This is a genomic window from Brevibacillus nigriterrae (genome assembly GCF_049846925.1).
Lineage (GTDB): Bacteria > Bacillota > Bacilli > Brevibacillales > Brevibacillaceae > Brevibacillus_H.
The window spans coordinates 162823-181446 of record NZ_JBNCMT010000004.1 but is presented as its reverse complement, the minus strand read 5'-3'; the positions used below and the strand labels follow the sequence as shown (position 1 = coordinate 181446).

Here is an 18624-nt window from a genome sequence, read left to right as displayed (position 1 = left end):
GTCGGCTAATTGAGAATGGCCTGAGAATGAGAAGGAAAATATAGAGAAATTTTGGCGAGAAATGGGATAATAATAGGAGGGTGATCGGAAGTGACGACAGTTCTACAACCAGTATCAACACTTTCTTTGAAGGAATGGGCAGTAGCCATTAAAGCTCTTGGCGAAGGAAAGCAAATCATTACGGTCCGCAAGGGTGGATTGTATGAAGAGACCCGTGATTTCAAGCTGGAGCATGATACATTCTATCTCTATCCTACCTATGAGCATCAAAAGTCCGAGATGGTCAAGCCTGAATATCAAAGTGACTTGCAAGCAACATTAGAAAATTGGACTCCTGAGAATACGATGGTAGACATTCGCTATTTTGCGAAAATTACCGATGATATAGAAGTTCTTGATGAAGCCAAAATTCGTGCACTTGCACCTTATCATATCTGGACAGATAACTTCGCAGACGTTCGCTTGCACTGGAAAAAGAAAAACCCGCTCCATATTCTGTTTGCAAGGGTGTATAAGTTAGCAGAACCTCTGGTAATTCCAATTGAAGAGGAATACAAAGGATGCAAATCCTGGCATAACTTATTGCAGGATATTCCACAAGGCGCATTCAGCCCTGTACTGTCAGACGAAGAGTATGAAGCGAAGCGAGCAGAAGTGCTGAAAGTTATTTCTTAATCAAATGTATATCGCTTCATAAGATTAGGAACAAAATGACTTTTTAAACATAAATATTTAATAAATACATTTATAGTCTAAACATTGATCTTTGATTAAACTTATTATAAGATGGTAATTGAGAATGAATTGAGAATGACATCCATCTAGTAACTATATGAATAACGGAGGAATGCTGCATGTCCGGTGTACCACATTTAGAAATAAAGAACTTACGTGCAAGAATCGAAGAGAAAGAAATCCTCAAAGGCTTGTCCCTTGAGATTAAAGGCGGAGAAGTTCACGCTATCATGGGACCTAACGGAACAGGTAAGTCAACACTTGCTTCTACTTTGATGGGTCACCCGAAGTACGAAGTAACAGATGGCTCTGTTAACCTTAACGGAGAAGATCTGCTTGAAATGGCAGTTGACGAGCGTGCTCGTGCAGGTATGTTTCTTGCTATGCAATACCCTTCTGAAATCAGTGGCGTAACCAACTCTGACTTCCTGCGCTCTGCAATGAACGCTCGCCGTGGCGAAGGCAACGAGATTTCTTTGATGAAATTTATCCGTGAGTTGGATAAACGCATGGATACGCTTGAAATGGATCAGGCTTTTGCCCACCGTTACCTGAACGAAGGCTTCTCTGGCGGTGAGAAGAAGCGCAATGAAATTCTGCAAATGATGATGCTGCAACCAGGTATCTGTATTCTTGACGAGATCGACTCAGGTCTCGATATTGACGCTCTGAAAGTTGTTGCGAAAGGCGTTAACGAGATGCGTGCCGCAGAACGTGGATTCCTGATTATCACACACTATCAACGTCTATTAAATTATATTAAACCAGACTTCGTTCATGTCATGATGCAAGGTCGAATTGTGAAATCTGGCGGTCCTGAACTGGCAGAACGCCTCGAAGCAGAAGGCTATGACTGGATTAAAGAAGAGCTGGGTATCGAAGACGAAACTGTTAACGCAGGCGTTTAGGCGAAGGGGGTATTAGTACGATGAGTGTAAATACACAACTTCGCTTCGATAAAGAAGCAATCACAGCATATTCCAAGGCTAATCAAGAGCCGGCATGGTTCCTCGAAAAACGTCTTGCTGCATTCCAGGCTTCTGGAGAGCTTCCATTGCCAGTATTGGAAAAAACCAAGATCGATAACTGGAACCTTGATCAGTTCCTGCCATTTACAACCGAGGCACAAGTAAGCGACATCAACGAGCTGGACGAAGTCGTGAAAGCGCAAATCGGCACAGAACAAACTCATAATCTGCTCGTTCAAAAAAATGCTTCTACCGTCTATCGTACGGTATCAGCGGAGCTTGCTTCCCAAGGTGTTATTTTCACCGATTTGGCGACAGCTCTTCGTGGGAACGGGGATTTGGTTCAGAAATATCTTTATGAAGTCGTGAAGACTGACGAGCATCGATTGACTGCCTTGCATGCAGCAGTAGTGAATGGCGGAGTATTCGTATACGTTCCAAAGAATGTAGAAGTTTCCGTACCACTTCAGGCAGTTTTTGAGGTGGCAAAGAGCGGTTCACTCGTTTGTCCGCACATTCTGATTGTTGCCGAAGCGAACAGTAAAGTTGCATATGTTGATACGTATGTTTCTTCTACAGATGAAGCAATGGTAGCAAACAGCGTGGTTGAAGTATTTGTAGGTGCAGGGGCACAGGTGCAGGTTGCATCCGTTCGCGCTCTCTCCAAAGAAGTGCATGACTACTCGTTCCGTCGTGCAGTTGTTGACCGTGACGGGAAGATGGAATGGATTCTTGGTGAAATGAATGACGGCAATACCGTTGCAAACAACACCACTGTGTTAAAAGGAAACGGATCAACTGCCGAAACCAAATCAGTAACGATTGGTACAGGAAATCAACGTCAAAACCTGACTTCCCAAGTACAGCATATCGGTACTCACTCCGAGTCCAATATGGTAACAAAAGCGGTTATGACAGATGAAGCGGTAGCGATCCTCAACGGGATTACCAAAATCGAAAAGGGTGCAGAAAAAGCAAACGGTGAGCAAGCAGAGAATATCCTGATGCTCAGCGAGAAAGCACGTGGAGATGCCAACCCGATTCTTTTGATTGATGAAGATGATGTAAAAGCAGGTCATGCTGCATCTGTCGGACGTGTGAGTGAAGAAAGTCTTTACTACCTCATGTCACGTGGTATTCCTCGCAGACAGGCAGAGCGTTTGATTATTCTTGGTTTCTTGGATACAGTAGTAGCGGAAATTCCGCTTGAGGAGGTACAAAATCGACTCCGTCAAGCACTTGAAAGGAAGTTAGGTTAATGAATGCGAACGAATTGCGCAAATACTTTCCTATCCTGCATCAAGAAGTTAACGGACATCCGTTAGTCTATCTTGACAGTGCAGCTACTTCGCAAAAACCGGTTCAAGTCATCGAAGCGCTCGATAAGTACTATAAAGAATACAATTCCAACGTACACCGTGGAGTTCACACCCTGGGTACTCGTGCAACAGACGGGTATGAGGGTGCGAGAGAAAAGGTTCGCAAGTTTATCAATGCCAAGGAAGCGGCAGAGATCGTATTTACTCGTGGAACGACTACTGCTTTCAACCTTGTAGCTAACGGATATGTTCGTAAGTACTTGCGTGAGGGCGACGAGATTGTAACGACTCTCGTCGAGCATCACAGCAACTTCATTCCGTGGCAGCAGGCAGCCAAAGCAACCGGTGCAACGTTTAAATTCATAGAACTTGCAGAAGATGGAACAGTAACACTAGATGCGGTGAAGCAAGCCATTACACCGAATACGAAGTTCGTCTCCATCCACCATATTTCCAACGTTCTTGGCGACACGACTCCGATCAAGGAAATTGCCAAGATTGCTCATGAAAATGGAGCTGTTCTCATGGTAGACGGAGCTCAAAGTGCACCGCATATCAAAGTAGACGTACAAGACCTGGATTGCGATTTCTATGCGTTCTCCAGTCATAAAATGTGCGGTCCTACGGGTATCGGAGCACTCTACGGCAAGCGTCATCTGCTTGAAATGACTGATCCGTTCGAGTTTGGTGGAGAAATGATCGACTATGTTGATCTGTATGATTCCACCTGGAAAGAACTCCCGTGGAAATTTGAAGGCGGTACTCCGATTATCGCTGGTGCGATCGGGCTCGGAGCTGCTATTGATTTTCTGGAAGAGATCGGTATGGATGAGATCGCTAAGCACGATATGGAGCTCACCCAATATGCAATTGATCAGATGCAACAAGTCGATGGACTGACGATTTACGGACCAACTGTGAATCGTACTGGACTTGTCACGTTTAACCTGAGTGATGTACATCCACATGATTTGGCAACTGTACTTGATAGTCACGGGATTGCTGTTCGTGCAGGACATCATTGTGCACAACCATTAATGCGTTGGCTCAAAGTGTCTGCAACTGCTCGTGCCAGCTTCTATCTCTACAACACAGAAGAAGATGTGGATCGATTAATCACCGGACTGAAAAAGACAAAGGAGTATTTCGGAAATGTCTTCTCTTGATGATTTGTACCGCCGCGTGATTATGGATCATTATCAAAAGCCTCGTAACAAAGGGAAATTGGATGATTCCGATGGACTTATTATTAACTTGAACAATCCGACTTGTGGAGACAGTATCTCCTTGTCGCTAAAAGTGGAGAACGGTATCGTGGTGGACGCCAAGTTCCTTGGTGAAGGGTGCTCCATCAGTATGTCCTCCGCATCCATGATGACGGAAATCGTGAAGGGGAAACCGATCGAAGAAGCGCTGAAGCTATCTGAAATTTTCTCTGATATGATGCAAGGTAAAGAAGTTGACGATTCCATTGACTTGGGTGATATTGAAGCGCTATCTGGCGTGGCCAAATTCCCTGCACGGATCAAATGCGCAACGCTGGCATGGAAAGCGTTGGAGCAAGGGGTAAAACAGGCCGAACAGTAATACAGGTGAAGGAGTGAATCAGAATGGCAAAGAAAGCCCCTGAGATACAGGATTATCAATACGGTTTTCATGATAAAGACGTATCTGTCTTTAGAACCAAAAAAGGTTTGACTCGTGAGATCGTAGAGGAGATCTCTCGCATCAAAGAAGAGCCGCAATGGATGCTTGATTTCCGTTTGAAGGCACTAGAAATTTTCTACCGTATGCCAATGCCAAACTGGGGCGGCGAACTGGGTGAGCTTGATTTCGACAGCATCACGTACTACGTGAAGCCTTCTGAGAAACAAGGTCGCAGTTGGGATGAAGTACCAGAAGAAATTAAGGCAACTTTCGATAAATTGGGTATTCCAGAAGCTGAACAAAAGTTCCTTGCTGGGGTATCTGCACAGTATGAATCCGAGGTTGTTTACCACAACATGCAGGAAGACCTGGAGAAATTGGGCGTTCTTTTCTGTGACATGGATTCAGCGGTAAAACTGTACCCTGAAATCGTTAAGGAATACTTTGCAACAGTAATCCCTCCAGCGGATAACAAATTCGCTGCTCTTAACTCGGCTGTATGGTCCGGTGGTTCTTTCATCTACGTGCCAAAAGGCGTGAAGGTAGAGACACCATTGCAAGCATACTTCCGCATCAACTCCGAGAACATGGGTCAATTCGAGCGTACGTTGATCATCGCTGATGAAGACAGCTTCGTTCACTACGTGGAAGGCTGTACAGCACCTATTTACAGCACGGATTCCTTGCACTCAGCAGTAGTTGAGATCATCATCAAAGAGCGTGCTCGTTGCCGCTATACAACCATCCAGAACTGGTCCAATAACGTATACAACCTCGTTACCAAACGTGCCGTTGCATACGAAGATGCCAACATGGAGTGGATTGATGGCAACATCGGTTCCAAATTGACGATGAAATACCCAGCGGTTATTATGAAAGGGCCACGTGCCAAAGGTACCGTTCTTTCGATCGCAGTTGCTGGTAAAGGACAGCATCAGGATGCAGGTGCCAAAATGGTTCACCTGGCACCGGATTGCACATCCACCATCATCTCCAAATCAATCTCCCGCGATGGCGGTAAGGTAACGTATCGTGGATTGTCTCACTTCGGACGCAAAGCAGAAGGCTCCAAGTCCAACATCAAGTGTGACACGCTGATTCTGGATAAACTGTCCACATCAGACACCATCCCGTACAACGAAATTTTGAACGACAACATCACGTTGGAGCACGAAGCAACAGTTTCCAAAGTGTCTGAAGATCAGTTGTTCTACCTGATGAGCCGTGGCTTGTCTGAGGCAGAAGCAACAGAAATGATCGTTATGGGCTTCATCGAGCCGTTCACAAAAGAACTCCCAATGGAGTATGCCGTAGAGATGAACCGTCTGATTAAGTTCGAAATGGAAGGTTCTATCGGTTAAAGTAAAATGAGGTGTATTGCGGCGCTAGTGTAGTTGTTGTTAATCGTAATAGCTATGACGTCAGATCGTGTATTCGCAAGTCTGGAAACACTTGCTTATGTCGTTTATGATAATGAGAGGGAATCCGTAGATTTTTTTACGGATTCTTTTTTTATGTTCGATGGCTTGATCTAGAGTAAGCGTAGATTGCAAGGATTTCTTTCAACAAAAAAACCCTCTAGTATGAGAGCCCTGCAAAAGTACACATTTTTCAGAGCAACAAAACACTCAGAGAAAACCGAGCCCAATAAATCGCTTTTCAGGCTCGTTTCGCATTCAGGGAGACATATTTGTACCCCAAAATCATTGGTTTTTCCAAAAAGTATGACTTTTGCAGTAGTCTCTAGTATAGAGGGTATCTTCTATTCTTTATACTTCTTCTTCATACGATCATTCTTCATACGATTCCCCTCCGCCACACGATCCTTCTCCATCATACGATCCACCGCCATCATACGATCCACCGCCATCATACGATCCACCGCCATCATACGATCCACCGCCATCATATGATCCACCTCCATCATACGAATCTCCATCATACGAATCTCCATCATATGAATCTCCATCATATGAATCTCCTTCGTATGATTCTTCTTCGTATTCTTCGGTGAACAAAGCTGCATTAAAACCATATTTACGAGAGGATCCTGACCTGTGGATAGGGGAACGGGAATTCTTGGACCCTTTCTTTTTATTAGGAGGTATCAAAACGCTTCGATTTCGAGGTAAGGCAGAACGCTGTTGTGATTCCTTTCGTGCTCTTTCCTTTATCGCTTCAAAGGGTGCTCTTGCTTGATTCAAGTATTGGATTATTTCTATGTTGCCTGTATGTTTTGCTAAATCCATTAATGATTTACCATGCAGACCATCATGATAGGGGCGGGCTCCAGCAGCTAATAGTGCTTTCACAATCTTACTGTTGTTTTTATAAATGGCGAGATACAATAAAGAATAACCTTTTTTGGAATTTTGATTGGGATCATCTCCAAGACGGATGTATTTTAGTGCACTATTCGTATCATTTTTCATGATACTGTTTAACAATCGAGTCTTTTTATTCTCGGATTTAGTTAGTAATACGATTACCATAAGAAGCAATACGATTAAAAAAATTAGAAAATATAGTATGTAATAGGACATGCATGTACCTCTTTCTTGGTATGAGTATGGTATCAACATTACCTAACGGATCAAGGATAACATTTTGTACCCTTACGTTCTTCACGTAATTGCCAGAGTAGAAATATAGCGGAATAACAGGCATCTCATCCATTAGAATTTGCTCTGCTTGTTGTAATAATTGTTTACGCTTATCAGGATTTGCTTCACGTGAAGCAAGAGTCAGTAGTTCTTGGTATTGCTTATTTTCCCAACCAGTATCGTTATTCAAGTCATTCTTATCTTTAAATTGCTGGAGAAACGTCATCGGATCATTGTAATCGGCAAGCCAACCCATGCGAGCCACTTGGAAATTTCCCTGATCCAGTTTCTTAACACTCTTCATTCAGCAGTTTGACGTCCACACCAAGGTTAATCATCCACTCAGCACGAAAGAAATAGGGTGTCGGATGTTCAAGAGTAACTTGTAGCGTATGATCCGTTCAGCGCTTTTAATCGGACATCGTCAAGGGAAGCCTGTCCTTGTAAGGCCGTCAATGTTGCTCAAGGCTTGACCATTGACTAGCTTCTCCTTTAGCGGATTGTAGTTTTTTGTTTTCCACAATTATACATAGTTTATAACATTTTCGACATTATTTTTTCAGGAAATATGTAAAATTATCCTACATTTCACAATTGTTTATTGGCAAATTAAACCTCTTGAAATGTCGCTTAACAACTGATATACTTTGATCTTGTCAGGTGCTTGACTAGCAAGTGAAGCTCTCATAAATGGACAGGTGTCCGAGTGGCCGAAGGAGCACGATTGGAAATCGTGTAGGCGGGGTAGACCCGTCTCGTGGGTTCAAATCCCACCCTGTCCGCCATCTATTATTAATTATGGCGGTCGTGGCGAAGGGGTTAACGCACCGGATTGTGGCTCCGGCACTCGTGGGTTCAAGTCCCATCGATCGCCCCATAAATGAATATGCCGGTATGGCGGAATTGGCAGACGCGCGCGACTCAAAATCGTGAGGGAAACCGTGGGGGTTCAAGTCCCTCTACCGGCACCATTGATGAACATGATACACTCTACCTAAACAGGCAGGGTGTTTTTTGTTATGAAGAAATACTACAATCAAGATGCAGACCAATCGAATTGAAACAGAAAGCAGGGTTGTTCGTGCTGGAATCTCCGCTTATCTATTTGCTAATAGGTTTCCTAATTTTGAGCACAACGATTTATTTAGGAAGGCGCTGGCGTGCGCACAAGCACAATGAGGCTCACGGAAAGACACAGGTTGAAACACACGATGATACACACGATGATACGCTCAGTGAGACTCACGTTGAGATAACCCAGCACCAGCCAGTACCAGAAAGCGCTGAGAGTGAGAGTAAAAGCAGAAAAATACCACTGGCAAAAGAGATTGTGGAGCATTACTGCAGCTTTTTAAAAACGTCTCCCACTATTCTGGATGATATCGGTGACATAGCGATCGTCGTGTTTCCCCCAAAAGGAAAAAGAGGGTGGTGGACCTTTGCAACGGCAGGATTAAGCAAAGTGACAGGTATAGAACTGACGTTTTGTTCCTACAATGAGTCAGATGAAATCGTAGCACACCTCTCTGATCTCTCCAGACAGATCATCAATCAGCATCAGTTGAATGCTGCTAGTGTTTCATCTGGAAGCGTATTTACGCTAACGGAGCCGATAGTGCCGAATTCTCTTTTGTCACACGCGCTACTCATCCCTCCTTATTTTGAGGAAGATGGATTTGAATTTTATATCGATCGAGGGGAGCTTGTTCACGTGCTCGCCCTGGTTCCCATTACAGAACAAGAAAGCCACTTTTGCCTGACATACGGGCAGAGTGCACTAGAGTCTAAATTTGAAGAACATGAGTGCAACACACTTGATTTTTTCCGGGAATCAACTGTGTAGCCGCAAGGAGGTAGAGATGGAGCAAATTCGGGTTCGTGTAACCGTGGTTGTAGAACATCAAGGAAAAATCCTGTTAATCCAGGAGCGATCCGGTCAGGAATTGCAATACAGTCTGCCAGGTGGTGGAATCGAATACCAGGAAAAAATTCCAGATGCTGTACAAAGAGAAGTTTGGGAGGAAACTGGATTACTGGTACAATTTCGGCGGTTGCTATGGTTGGATGAGCGGATTCATCTGGAGGAAGGAAAGCATACGATTGGCGTTGGCGTTTTGGCAGAGTTGATCGGGGAAGATACCACACCAATGGCAGGGGGGATTGAGGGAGAAAATATTACCTGGGCCGGTTGGGTGGACATGGATGAATTCCGTAAATGGCCGCTGGACAATCTTCATCGTCGGGACCAAGTAATCAAAGCGTTGACAGATAAACATTATTTGGCAGAGTATATTGGTAACGTTTTTTCAAATTTTTTGGATGACGATCCTGATAAGTAAGAATATTTGAAAATTGGAGCTTGAAAAATGCTCCATTTTATTTTACAGTATACCCAAGTAAGTAAATCGGAATTATCAAGATTAAATCCAAGGGACACATTTGTTAATTGACAAAGAGAATCATTATCAATTAGAATAGGCTTATCAAATAAAATATCATTCCATGTAATTATAAATAATACATATGAAAGGGGTATCTTATGGCGTCGCTACTAATCGTTGGTGCTGATCACCTGGGGAATATCGTAGACAAGTTATCGAGCTATGGGTTTGACGATGTACAGCATATTACGGGGCGTAAAACGCAGTCAGTGAAAAAGGCTATCTCGGAAGACACTGATCTCATCCTCGTATTGACGGACTATGTGAATCACAATCTTTCAAAAGTAATCAAGCAGAAGGCGAAGGAGCAAGAGTTGCCGATCTGTTTTGCCAAACGTTCCTGGTGCTCCATCTCACAAGCGCTGTGTGAATATCGGGAAGATTGCATGGCAGCACAAAACTGTATGAAAGCAAGGGCGAAGTCATCCTGACATGAGGGTGGCTTTTTTCTTTTGCGTGAGTCTTTTCTCGCTTCTATATGGCTATATGGCCAAATAATCAATACAATAGATAGAAAGAATGAATCGTGTAGCAGATAAAGGAGGAGTTGTTCTGGGAGCTGCAAGAGGTTTACTCATTGAAGGAATTCCAGGGACGGGCAAAACCTGTACGATCCGCCAGATCCAACGCATACCGACTTTTTCCCAGAGAGCCTCAACTTCACTTCTGATGATTGGCGAAGAGATGACACAGCGCACCTTGGAGCGGCGAAGTCTGGAAGGTAGCTTATCAGCAAAAGACCATATCGAGTTGCTTGACGAAATACTTCTTCCACTGGAACAACAGCAGAAACGTTTTGCAGAGCGAGGCTGGGATGGAAGCCAGGAACAGTTCGGATTTACCTATCTGTTGGAAAGATTTCACCTTACTCACGCAACCAATTATACATATTTGCGGGATTGGGATTTTTCTGCGATTGAAGAGAGATTGAATGATTTGTCAGGAAAAGGCTGTCTTTTGGTCATGGATCCAGAGGTAATGAAACAGCGAATCATTGACTCGAGACCGTTTCCAGCGTGGAGAAAATATATATCTCGTTATGGAGAGAGCGACGAACAAATCCTGGCTCACTATCTAGAGCAGCAGGAACAATTGCGAACGCTAGTCCAAAAATCGAAGCTAAACTGGTTAGTAATTAATACCTCTGAGGCAAATTGGTCAGTGGTTGCGACGAGCGTATGGAAGCATTGGATGGCCAAATAGCCCATCTGGTGTTTGTAGTCTTATCTACTTCAGCGTACACTAATAGAGTAAGTTAAAAAAAGTCCGGCAAACAGAGTAGGGGGAATCAATCACATGGAGCAACATTTTTTTCATATGGAAGCGAACTGGCGGGGTGGTCGTCTGAGCACGGGAGAGTTAAAAGGCAATGGAATGCAAGCGACCATCTCTGTGCCTGCTGAGTTAGGAGGTCCTGGTCAGGGAACGAATCCAGAAGAAATGCTGATTGGATCAGCTATGACTTGCTACTTGATTACACTTGCTGCCATTCTAGATAAACGACAAATACCAGTCGAGTCAATTACCTTGCATTCGGAAGGAAAATTGACCGTAGAAGAAGGAAACCTCGGCTTCCGAGCGATTATTCACCGTCCAACAATTCGCCTGAACCAACAGGACGAAAAAATCTTGCAGAATGCGACACATGCTGCCCACCGTGCAGAACAGTTGTGCATGATCTCCAAGGCGTTGAGAGGTAATGTAGAAGTTACGGTAGAGCCAACATTTGAGGTAGTTGTCAAACAATCGTAAACGAGATCGGCACAAATTGGTTGTTAACGATTTTGTAGCAGCAAAGTGCATTTTCATTTTGCATAAAAGACGCGATCCAGTAGCTAAGTTCAGGATAATGCCAGCCTGCTTTGTCCGCAGATGATGGTATCGGCGGGGCAGTGGGATGTGTATGCACCACTCCGAGCCATTCTACTCCATCCTGTTTCATCTTACGCAGGTTATCTAGCAAGGCTTGCCCGCTCCAGTTGAAGGTATGTAAATCTGTGTCATCTGGCGGAGCTGAGTAGAGTGTCGTAATCCGACTGCCGTGTCCTGCGAGTAAAGCCGTATATTCAGTTGGCAGCGCCTCTCGCCCCTCGGTGAAGAGGCGCTCTATTACCTGTTTCTCGATTTGTATTGCGTCTGATTGATGCCGAAAAGGGTTACCCATAACAGAAAGTACCATTTGAAAAAATTCCTTTCAGACTTGAGGGATTTGTAACGATGAACGCTAATAATATCCATGTGGGATTATGCGGTTGGGGAGATCATGATACGCTATATACACAGGGTGTAAAAGCGAGAGATAAGCTGGCTGTGTACGCCAGCCATTTCCCCATTGTCGAGATTGACAGCTCGTTCTACGCTATTTTACCACAAAAAAACTATGAAGCCTGGGCACGTGAAACGCCTGATTCTTTTCGTTTTGTGGTCAAACCTCATCAGGGGATGACCGGCCATCAGCGTGGCAGTCAGGAGCAAGGGGATCGCACAGAATTGTTTCGCCGGTTCGAAGAGAGTATTCAACCGCTTGTTGCGAGCAATAAACTGAAGATGATTTTGTTCCAATACCCGCCCTGGTTTGATTGTAAACGGGAGCACGTAAACTACATCCGCTATTGTGTTCAGCATTTTTCCCGATATCCCGTAGCTGTTGAGTTAAGACACCAAAGCTGGTTTGAGGAATCGCTTCGTGACAAGACACTTGCCTTTTTGCGTGAGGTGGGAGCGATACACGTTGTCTGTGATGAGCCGCAAATCGGAACGGGATGTGTGCCAATCGTAGCAGAGACGACATCGTCCAAGCTAAGTCTTGTTCGCTTCCATGGCCGCAACAAGGCTGGATGGAGGGACCCTGGTCAAGGGCAAAACTGGCGAGATGTCCGTTATTTGTATCGCTACAGTCAGGAAGAGTTAATGGAATGGACGCCTTATATTAAAAAGCTGGCATCGGAGAGTCAGGAAGTTTGTATCCTGTTCAACAACAACTCCGGTGGTGACGCTGCTGATAATGCGGCACAGTTCATGAAGCTGTTGGGAATAGAAGCTACTGGATTGCACCCGAGACAGATTGAGTTATTCTAGATAGAATTTTGCGCTCGCATGAGTAGGAAGAGGAAGTCACATGCTGTTAGAGTTGTCTGTTTTATTTGTCATCATTGGCATCGTCGCCGGAGCGATTGGAAGTATTGTGGGGATTGGCGGTGGCCTGTTTTTTGTTCCTGCCTTGCTTTATTTCGTTAATCTTGCCGAACCAGGTTCGATGAGTCATGCGATGGCGACAGGAACATCTCTTTTGGTTATTATCATCACGGCGTTGTCATCCACGCTTTCTTTTCTGAAACAGAAAAAGGTGGATACGGAAAGTGCCTGGCTGTTTTTTATCGGAAGTGCTCCGGGAGCCATTGCAGGCGTATATTTAAATAAAATGCTGCAAATTCAGTCGTTCTATCTCTTGTTCGGGTTATTCCAGATTTCCATGTTCATCTTGATGCTGGTCAAGGACAAACTGAAACCGAGAAACATGGGCTGGGATGTAAAACGAACTTTCACCGATTCAGAAGGAGTGACCCATGAGTACGGTTATAAACGTTGGGTCGCTATTACCGTAGCGTTTTTCGTAGGAGTAACCTCTTCTTTGTTTGGTGTAGGTGGCGGAGTGTTGCTTGTTCCTATGATGATCGTCTTGTTTCGCTTTCCACCTCATGTGGCTACGGCAACATCGATGTTTGTCATTTTCTTATCAGCAATTGTAGGAAGTGCGACCAACATCTTGAATGACAATATTCATTGGGTCTATGCGTTCGTTCTTGCACCTGGTGCATGGATCGGCGGCAAGCTGGGTGCTTATCTGGCACAACGTCTCAAAGGAAAAACTATTGTACTACTGCTTCGGGTGTTGATTCTTGGTATTGCTATTCAGATGATTTCCAAAGCAATTTGGGCATAGTGCGAAATCAGGAAGAGAAGAGGGAGGGATATTCGTGTCTCAGACCTGTACGCTGCATATATTACATACCAATGATCTGCACAGCCATTTTGAGAACATGCCACAAATCGCTACTTGTCTAAAGGAAAAACGACGATTGTGGGAAGCAAACAACGAATATGTCCTGACAGTTGATATCGGTGATCATACCGACCGTATGCGAATGAAAACAGAAGCAACGTGGGGTCAAGCGAATGTCCGGGTATTGAATCATTCTGGCTATCAATATGTGACAATCGGCAATAACGAAGGGCTTACATTTCCCAAAAAGGAATTGGACCACCTTTATGATCAGGCAGAATTCCAGGTTGTCGCTGCTAACTTTGTTGATGTAAAAACGCAATCAATTCCACGCTGGGCCATCCCATATGACATTTATGAATGGGACGGGATCAAGGTAGCGATTCTTGGTGTGACAGTTGCTTTTACCACCTTTTATGAACAACTCGGATGGGAAGTGAAAGATCCTTTTCCCATTCTTCTCCAATACGTTCAACAGCTAAGACCAGAAGTCGATATCATCCTTGTGCTCTCTCATTTGGGATATCATGCTGACGTCCAGATGGCAAAAGAGATTGACGGGATTGACGTCATCCTCGGTGCGCACACCCACAGACTGCTCGCTAACGGCGAAAAAGTGAATCAGACCTGGATTGCACAGGCAGGGAAGTTCGGGGAATATATTGGACATGTACGACTTGAGATCGAAAAAGAAAGTAGATGCATAACTGCAGGTAAAGTGGAGGTTTTTTCGGCTTCGGACTTTGCCAAGGATCTTGAGCTGGAGAAAGTAATCTCACAGGATCAACAGACTGCTTTCGAAATCCTTGCACAACCAATTGCTGATTTGCGTTGGAACCTACTAATCGATTGGCAACAGGAAACACCGTTTGGTTCTTTCCTGGCCGCCAGTATCCGGCATTGGACAAATGCAGAAATTGGTTTGGCGAATGGAGGATTATTGTTGCATGCTTTGAAACAAGGCGAAGTGACACGGAAGGATTTGCTTACCTGTCTTCCCCACCCGATTAATCCTTGTCTCGTTGAGCTTACAGGAAGCCAATTACTTAGTGTACTTCAAAAGGCAATCCAGCCCTCCACTGTCCACAAGGAACTGATCGGCTTTGGCTTTCGTGGAAAAAAGCACGGATGGATGGGCGTAGACAACCTGCAAATCAGGTATCGAGTAGAAGAAGATAACCCAGTTGTAACGGAAGTACTTGTAGCAGGGTATCCTATCGATTTGGATCGTACGTATAAAATAGGGACTGTAGATATGTTCATGTTTAATCGACTGTATCCTGAATTTCAGGAAGCTCCACATCACTTTTTCTTACCAGAGGTGCTTCGGGAGATCATTGCTGAAATGATCACGAATGAAAAAGTGTTGGAAGAGTGCTTTACCAAACGCTGGCTAGTGGTGTAAAACTTTCCTCGACTACTTTTCTGATCCGGTTAGGGAATGATAAGAGCAAGTCAATGTGCGGGGTGAACAAAGATGCGCTTTATCGATGAATTATACGAACTATATCGGGGCCACTTGACTCGTGACGAAGAGGATATTGTAGCGGTTGTCGTAGGCATATTGGCAGAGCAGACACAGGATGACCTGATTAAGCTTGTCAATGAAATGGATGAAGAAGAGCTTTTTCATATGGTGGCGTATTATATGGTTGAGGTGATGAAACGAAAAGTAGCGATGGAAATCGAAGAACCCTCTATTTCGCTCCATTAAAGTGTCGGTTTTAGAACTTCCTCTTAACGAGGTTAACTCACATTTACCTGTGCGTTTACATAGAGTAATGAAGAGGGGTAAGGAGGGATTGGCATGATTGAAGTACAACCGTTGCATTTTGAAGAAGGATCTGCTGTAGCAGTTACCGTTCGCTTACCTAAGACGACATTACTGGCTGTAACTACGGATAAGGGTTATATCATGTGTGGTGCATTGGATGTAAGCTTACTGAATCAGAAGTTAGCCGACCGAGAAATTATTGCGGGAAGAGCGGTTGGAGTCAAAACGATTCAGCAGTTATTGGATGCACCATTGGAATCCGTTACAACAACGGCCGAGAGCATGGGAATTACGGTCGGAACAACCGGAAGAGAAGCGATAAGGAAAATGTTGTAGAGCATCCATTTACATGGGTGCTCTATTTTTACTATTATAGAGTAGAGAAATTACGAAAATTCCCTGCGGTGTTTTCATCTACGAATGTACTTCTCAGAAAGGTGAGTTGAAATTATGCGACTCATTTCACTATCTAAATGCTTGCCAGGACAACGGCTGGCAAAAACCATATACTCCGATAGTGGTGTTGTGCTCGTTGGTGAAGGCGTTGAACTGAACCAACGGATGCTGGACAGACTTCAGTCTTATAATGTGACTGCCGTTTATATTCATGATGAACGGACAGCGGATATTGTTGTGGAAGATGTCATTAGTGAAGCTACCAGAAAAGAAGCCATGAAAACGATTAACGAAACATTCAAGACCTTTCATGACGAACCACAGCGAACACAGAAGTTTATTCAAAATAAACAATTAGGCAAACAGTTTCGTCAGGTCATGAATTCAGTCATTGACGAGCTGAAGGCCAACCGCAATGCGATGAGTTTGCTCGGGAGTGTGTGTGGAACAGATCACTATATCTTCCAACACTCATTTAACGTGGCACTATATTCAACCGCCGTCGGGCTACAGCTACAGTTAAATGAAAAGGAACTCGTCGAGCTTGGATTGGGAGCCCTGCTTCATGATATAGGAAAAATGATGATTCCGTTAGAGATTTTGCAGAAGCCTGGCAGGCTTTCTGATGAAGAGTTCAATGAGATCAAGAAACATACGGAAATCGGGTTTGAAATATTGCGCAGACAAGATGATATTCCACTGTTGGCTGCTCACTGTGCCTACCAGCATCATGAACGGTTGGATGGTTCCGGTTATCCACGCCAGTTGAAGGAAAAGGATATTCACCGTTACGCAAAAATTTTAGCAGTCGGCGATGTTTTTGACGCACTGACGACGCATCGTGTCTATCGAAGAGCCATGTTGCCGCATCAGGCGATGGAGATCCTTTATTCCGGTGTGGACAAGCTGTACATAAAAGACAATGTACAAGCGTTTCGGGATTCGATTGCACTCTATCCGATTGGACTCGGAGTTACTCTGAACACAGGTGAAGAAGGTGTAGTGATCGACTACAATCGGGGAGCGCCAAGCAGACCAATCGTGCGGATATTGACAGATGAGAAAGGGAACAACATCTCCGTGCCATTTGAAATCGACTTGTCAAAACGGTTAAATATATTTATTGAATCTTGTGATTTGATCATGTAGTTTTGCAAAATCAATCATTTAATAGAGTCGGAATGGTTCTTAAAGAAGAACTGTACCGACTCTTTTTTATAGTATCGGAAAGTATAAACACTTTAAGGTAGTAAAGTATTTATACTTTTTCCATTAGTATTCAAGAAAAATGATTGTCCTTTTCAAGCGACTTTGGCAGCGCAGCTAAGACTTTTGGCAATCATCAGGGAAAAAGTAGTCAACCAGCGACACATAAGAGGCTGCAACGTGTTTGACTACTTCCTGAGGATAAGAAAAGTCGGACAGTTTAGCATCATTGCAAGCTGTCAGGGAGACCTGAAAGGGACAACGTTTTTCTTATCTGAAAAATATCTCACGTGTTGTCCGGTATTCACTTGGTGAAAGCCCCACATGCTTTTTAAAGATAGCACTAAAATAGTTGGGAGTATTGAAACCTGTTTCTTCTGCGATTTGTTCAATTGTTTTGTCGGAGTGGCGGAGCATCCAGACTGCTCGTTGCAAACGGATAAACGTAACATAATCAACACAAGACATACCTGTTTCTTTCTTGAACAATCGACTGAAATAGTTGTAACTCAAATTGGAGTGGTTAGCTACAACGCCAATAGACAGGTCTTCATTGAAATGGTGACCAATAAAAGAGAAACATTTTTGCAAGCTTACATCCTTGCTTACTTCTTCAAAAAAACGCAATGTCATTGTGCGTGATGGGGGAGTGTGCCTAGCTTTACGTGCATGCAAATAGGAAGTGTGCAGGGAATTGGGCTCTTTGACGACTGACCCTACTCCGATGTAGGTGTAGATGCTGTGATCATTTTTTAATTGCTCCATTGCAGTTAACAAAGTGTCAGTCAACTCAGTCCAGTCACGTAAAGAGATGTAGGTGTGAGGTACATTCGATAATATAGTCAAGTGGTTATGAAATGGTATAAAATAAACTGTTTTCAAAATTGGGCTTAGCTTTTCCCTTAGCAACTTTTGGATCAGCATGGGAGCCATTGCAATGCGGTCTACTTCACACTCATTGAGTCGGTGAATAAATCCTTGCAAAAAATAAACAACGTTGGGAAAGACTTTATCAGGAAAAAGAGTTTCTGATGAAATCAGTTCACTGCTAGAAATCATATCTCCACATAGCAGCCTTCGTAAAAAAGATTCTCGAATATAGTCTTTATGTGTGGTGTCATCTTGGTTGATCGATTCAATGGCTTGTTTTACCGTACGTAAAAAGGTTCGTTTTTTGACAGGTTTCATGAGAAAGTATGGCAGGTTCAGATGGGAAACCAATTGTACGGAGGTTCCTAAAGAGCTGTCAATCAAAGGGATAATTTTGATTTCTGGGTGTTTCTTTTGCAGTCGATATATTTTTAACCAATCGAATAATTTATTTACTTCAACTAGCCAAATGTTAGTGGTGTTCTGGCGATGCTGTTCGGAAGCAAGGCACTCGACTATCCAGGAATTGATAGATTCTCGTTGGGTGGATGAATCGATAGTAATCATATAAGAAACCCCTAACGTAAATAGTGTAAAAATTTATACATTTCGGACAATTTATTATAAGGTATTGAGATCCTTATTTCTGTAAAATCAGTGTA

General features: G+C 43.8%; 21 protein-coding genes and 3 tRNA genes. 20 read left to right on the top strand and 4 right to left on the bottom strand.

Annotation, left to right across the window (positions count from 1 at the left end):
- The first annotated feature begins 90 nt into the window (after positions 1-90).
- The 6 genes from ACPW7N_RS04845 to sufB all read left to right on the top strand — a co-directional run bounded on the left by ACPW7N_RS04845 (position 91) and on the right by sufB (position 6030).
- Positions 91-675, top strand: coding sequence for a DUF1802 family protein (locus ACPW7N_RS04845; protein ID WP_425649890.1), 585 nt, complete (start codon positions 91-93; stop codon positions 673-675).
- Between the two features lie 179 nt (positions 676-854).
- Complete coding sequence (sufC, locus tag ACPW7N_RS04840; protein ID WP_425649889.1) at positions 855-1643, top strand: Fe-S cluster assembly ATPase SufC; 789 nt, start codon at positions 855-857, stop codon at positions 1641-1643.
- A gap of 20 nt (positions 1644-1663) precedes the next feature.
- Entirely contained in the window at positions 1664-2962 is a 1299-nt protein-coding gene (gene sufD, locus ACPW7N_RS04835) for a Fe-S cluster assembly protein SufD (protein ID WP_425649888.1), read from the top strand.
- Positions 2962-4188 (top strand): cysteine desulfurase, encoded by a 1227-nt coding sequence (locus ACPW7N_RS04830; protein WP_425649887.1) that lies wholly within the window; start codon positions 2962-2964, stop codon positions 4186-4188. The genes sufD and ACPW7N_RS04830 overlap by 1 nt, the downstream gene beginning before the upstream one ends.
- On the top strand, positions 4175-4609 hold the full coding sequence (sufU, locus tag ACPW7N_RS04825) for a Fe-S cluster assembly sulfur transfer protein SufU (protein ID WP_425649886.1): 435 nt from the start codon (positions 4175-4177) through the stop codon (positions 4607-4609). The genes ACPW7N_RS04830 and sufU overlap by 14 nt, the downstream gene beginning before the upstream one ends.
- A gap of 23 nt (positions 4610-4632) precedes the next feature.
- Positions 4633-6030 (top strand): Fe-S cluster assembly protein SufB, encoded by a 1398-nt coding sequence (gene sufB, locus ACPW7N_RS04820; protein ID WP_425649885.1) that lies wholly within the window; start codon positions 4633-4635, stop codon positions 6028-6030.
- A 429-nt stretch (positions 6031-6459) separates the two neighbouring features.
- Here sufB and ACPW7N_RS04815 read toward each other — a convergent pair whose 3' ends face one another.
- Both ACPW7N_RS04815 and ACPW7N_RS04810 read right to left on the bottom strand, forming a co-directional pair.
- On the bottom strand, positions 6460-7116 hold the full coding sequence (locus tag ACPW7N_RS04815; protein WP_425649884.1) for an ankyrin repeat domain-containing protein: 657 nt from the start codon (positions 7114-7116) through the stop codon (positions 6460-6462).
- A 22-nt stretch (positions 7117-7138) separates the two neighbouring features.
- Complete coding sequence (locus ACPW7N_RS04810; protein WP_425649883.1) at positions 7139-7576, bottom strand: periplasmic substrate-binding domain-containing protein; 438 nt, start codon at positions 7574-7576, stop codon at positions 7139-7141.
- 388 nt (positions 7577-7964) lie between these two features.
- On the opposite strand from ACPW7N_RS04810, the gene ACPW7N_RS04805 reads away from it, so the two are divergent.
- The 8 genes from ACPW7N_RS04805 to ACPW7N_RS04770 all read left to right on the top strand — a co-directional run bounded on the left by ACPW7N_RS04805 (position 7965) and on the right by ACPW7N_RS04770 (position 11465).
- Positions 7965-8057, top strand: a tRNA-Ser gene (locus ACPW7N_RS04805).
- A gap of 16 nt (positions 8058-8073) precedes the next feature.
- A tRNA-His gene (locus ACPW7N_RS04800) sits at positions 8074-8149 on the top strand.
- Positions 8150-8160: 11 nt separating this feature from the next.
- Positions 8161-8243: transfer RNA gene (locus ACPW7N_RS04795), tRNA-Leu, on the top strand.
- Between the two features lie 86 nt (positions 8244-8329).
- On the top strand, positions 8330-9115 hold the full coding sequence (locus ACPW7N_RS04790) for a suppressor of fused domain protein (protein ID WP_425649882.1): 786 nt from the start codon (positions 8330-8332) through the stop codon (positions 9113-9115).
- A gap of 16 nt (positions 9116-9131) precedes the next feature.
- Positions 9132-9611 carry an NUDIX domain-containing protein gene (locus ACPW7N_RS04785; protein WP_425649881.1) on the top strand — a complete coding sequence of 160 codons (480 nt, stop codon included), beginning with the start codon at positions 9132-9134 and terminating at the stop codon, positions 9609-9611.
- Between the two features lie 200 nt (positions 9612-9811).
- Entirely contained in the window at positions 9812-10144 is a 333-nt protein-coding gene (locus tag ACPW7N_RS04780; protein ID WP_425649880.1) for a DUF2325 domain-containing protein, read from the top strand.
- An 88-nt stretch (positions 10145-10232) separates the two neighbouring features.
- Positions 10233-10916 carry a hypothetical protein gene (locus ACPW7N_RS04775; protein WP_425649879.1) on the top strand — a complete coding sequence of 228 codons (684 nt, stop codon included), beginning with the start codon at positions 10233-10235 and terminating at the stop codon, positions 10914-10916.
- Between the two features lie 93 nt (positions 10917-11009).
- On the top strand, positions 11010-11465 hold the full coding sequence (locus ACPW7N_RS04770; RefSeq protein ID WP_425649878.1) for an OsmC family protein: 456 nt from the start codon (positions 11010-11012) through the stop codon (positions 11463-11465).
- Here the strand turns inward: ACPW7N_RS04770 and ACPW7N_RS04765 are convergent.
- Positions 11452-11892, bottom strand: a complete 441-nt coding sequence (locus ACPW7N_RS04765; protein ID WP_425649877.1) for a M67 family metallopeptidase — start codon at positions 11890-11892, stop codon at positions 11452-11454. The genes ACPW7N_RS04770 and ACPW7N_RS04765 overlap by 14 nt on opposite strands.
- A gap of 38 nt (positions 11893-11930) precedes the next feature.
- Between ACPW7N_RS04765 and ACPW7N_RS04760 the strand changes: the two genes are divergently transcribed.
- From ACPW7N_RS04760 to ACPW7N_RS04735, 6 genes are all read left to right on the top strand, one after another.
- The gene (locus ACPW7N_RS04760; RefSeq protein WP_425649876.1) at positions 11931-12791 is read left to right on the top strand and encodes a DUF72 domain-containing protein; all 861 of its coding nucleotides are present in this window, start codon (positions 11931-11933) and stop codon (positions 12789-12791) included.
- Between the two features lie 40 nt (positions 12792-12831).
- A complete protein-coding gene (locus tag ACPW7N_RS04755; RefSeq protein WP_425649875.1) occupies positions 12832-13656 on the top strand; it encodes a sulfite exporter TauE/SafE family protein in 825 nt (274 codons plus the stop codon).
- Between the two features lie 34 nt (positions 13657-13690).
- Positions 13691-15121: a bifunctional metallophosphatase/5'-nucleotidase gene (locus ACPW7N_RS04750; protein ID WP_425649874.1), complete on the top strand. Its 1431-nt coding sequence runs from the start codon at positions 13691-13693 to the stop codon at positions 15119-15121.
- 72 nt (positions 15122-15193) lie between these two features.
- The gene (locus ACPW7N_RS04745; RefSeq protein ID WP_425649873.1) at positions 15194-15430 is read left to right on the top strand and encodes a DUF6154 family protein; all 237 of its coding nucleotides are present in this window, start codon (positions 15194-15196) and stop codon (positions 15428-15430) included.
- Positions 15431-15523: 93 nt separating this feature from the next.
- Complete coding sequence (locus ACPW7N_RS04740; RefSeq protein WP_425649872.1) at positions 15524-15826, top strand: YunC family protein; 303 nt, start codon at positions 15524-15526, stop codon at positions 15824-15826.
- Between the two features lie 114 nt (positions 15827-15940).
- Positions 15941-17035 (top strand): HD-GYP domain-containing protein, encoded by a 1095-nt coding sequence (locus tag ACPW7N_RS04735; RefSeq protein WP_425649871.1) that lies wholly within the window; start codon positions 15941-15943, stop codon positions 17033-17035.
- 327 nt (positions 17036-17362) lie between these two features.
- Here the strand turns inward: ACPW7N_RS04735 and ACPW7N_RS04730 are convergent, their stop codons facing one another.
- The gene (locus ACPW7N_RS04730) at positions 17363-18529 is read right to left on the bottom strand and encodes a helix-turn-helix transcriptional regulator (RefSeq protein WP_425649870.1); all 1167 of its coding nucleotides are present in this window, start codon (positions 18527-18529) and stop codon (positions 17363-17365) included.
- Positions 18530-18624 lie beyond the last annotated feature (95 nt).

Bases quoted from the DNA above. Each gene is read 5' to 3' on its own strand.
- sufD (WP_425649888.1), top strand. From the start codon at position 1,664: ATGAGTGTAAATACACAACTTCGCTTCGATAAAGAAGCAATCACAGCA.
- ACPW7N_RS04765 (WP_425649877.1), bottom strand. From the start codon at position 11,892: ATGGTACTTTCTGTTATGGGTAACCCTTTTCGGCATCAATCAGACGCA.
- ACPW7N_RS04785 (WP_425649881.1), top strand. From the start codon at position 9,132: ATGGAGCAAATTCGGGTTCGTGTAACCGTGGTTGTAGAACATCAAGGA.
- ACPW7N_RS04775 (WP_425649879.1), top strand. From the start codon at position 10,233: ATGAATCGTGTAGCAGATAAAGGAGGAGTTGTTCTGGGAGCTGCAAGA.
- ACPW7N_RS04740 (WP_425649872.1), top strand. From the start codon at position 15,524: ATGATTGAAGTACAACCGTTGCATTTTGAAGAAGGATCTGCTGTAGCA.
- ACPW7N_RS04830 (WP_425649887.1), top strand. From the start codon at position 2,962: ATGAATGCGAACGAATTGCGCAAATACTTTCCTATCCTGCATCAAGAA.
- ACPW7N_RS04810 (WP_425649883.1), bottom strand. From the start codon at position 7,576: ATGAAGAGTGTTAAGAAACTGGATCAGGGAAATTTCCAAGTGGCTCGC.
- sufB (WP_425649885.1), top strand. From the start codon at position 4,633: ATGGCAAAGAAAGCCCCTGAGATACAGGATTATCAATACGGTTTTCAT.
- ACPW7N_RS04735 (WP_425649871.1), top strand. From the start codon at position 15,941: ATGCGACTCATTTCACTATCTAAATGCTTGCCAGGACAACGGCTGGCA.
- ACPW7N_RS04780 (WP_425649880.1), top strand. From the start codon at position 9,812: ATGGCGTCGCTACTAATCGTTGGTGCTGATCACCTGGGGAATATCGTA.
- sufU (WP_425649886.1), top strand. From the start codon at position 4,175: ATGTCTTCTCTTGATGATTTGTACCGCCGCGTGATTATGGATCATTAT.
- ACPW7N_RS04770 (WP_425649878.1), top strand. From the start codon at position 11,010: ATGGAGCAACATTTTTTTCATATGGAAGCGAACTGGCGGGGTGGTCGT.
- ACPW7N_RS04730 (WP_425649870.1), bottom strand. From the start codon at position 18,529: ATGATTACTATCGATTCATCCACCCAACGAGAATCTATCAATTCCTGG.
- ACPW7N_RS04755 (WP_425649875.1), top strand. From the start codon at position 12,832: ATGCTGTTAGAGTTGTCTGTTTTATTTGTCATCATTGGCATCGTCGCC.
- ACPW7N_RS04760 (WP_425649876.1), top strand. From the start codon at position 11,931: ATGAACGCTAATAATATCCATGTGGGATTATGCGGTTGGGGAGATCAT.
- sufC (WP_425649889.1), top strand. From the start codon at position 855: ATGTCCGGTGTACCACATTTAGAAATAAAGAACTTACGTGCAAGAATC.
- ACPW7N_RS04745 (WP_425649873.1), top strand. From the start codon at position 15,194: ATGCGCTTTATCGATGAATTATACGAACTATATCGGGGCCACTTGACT.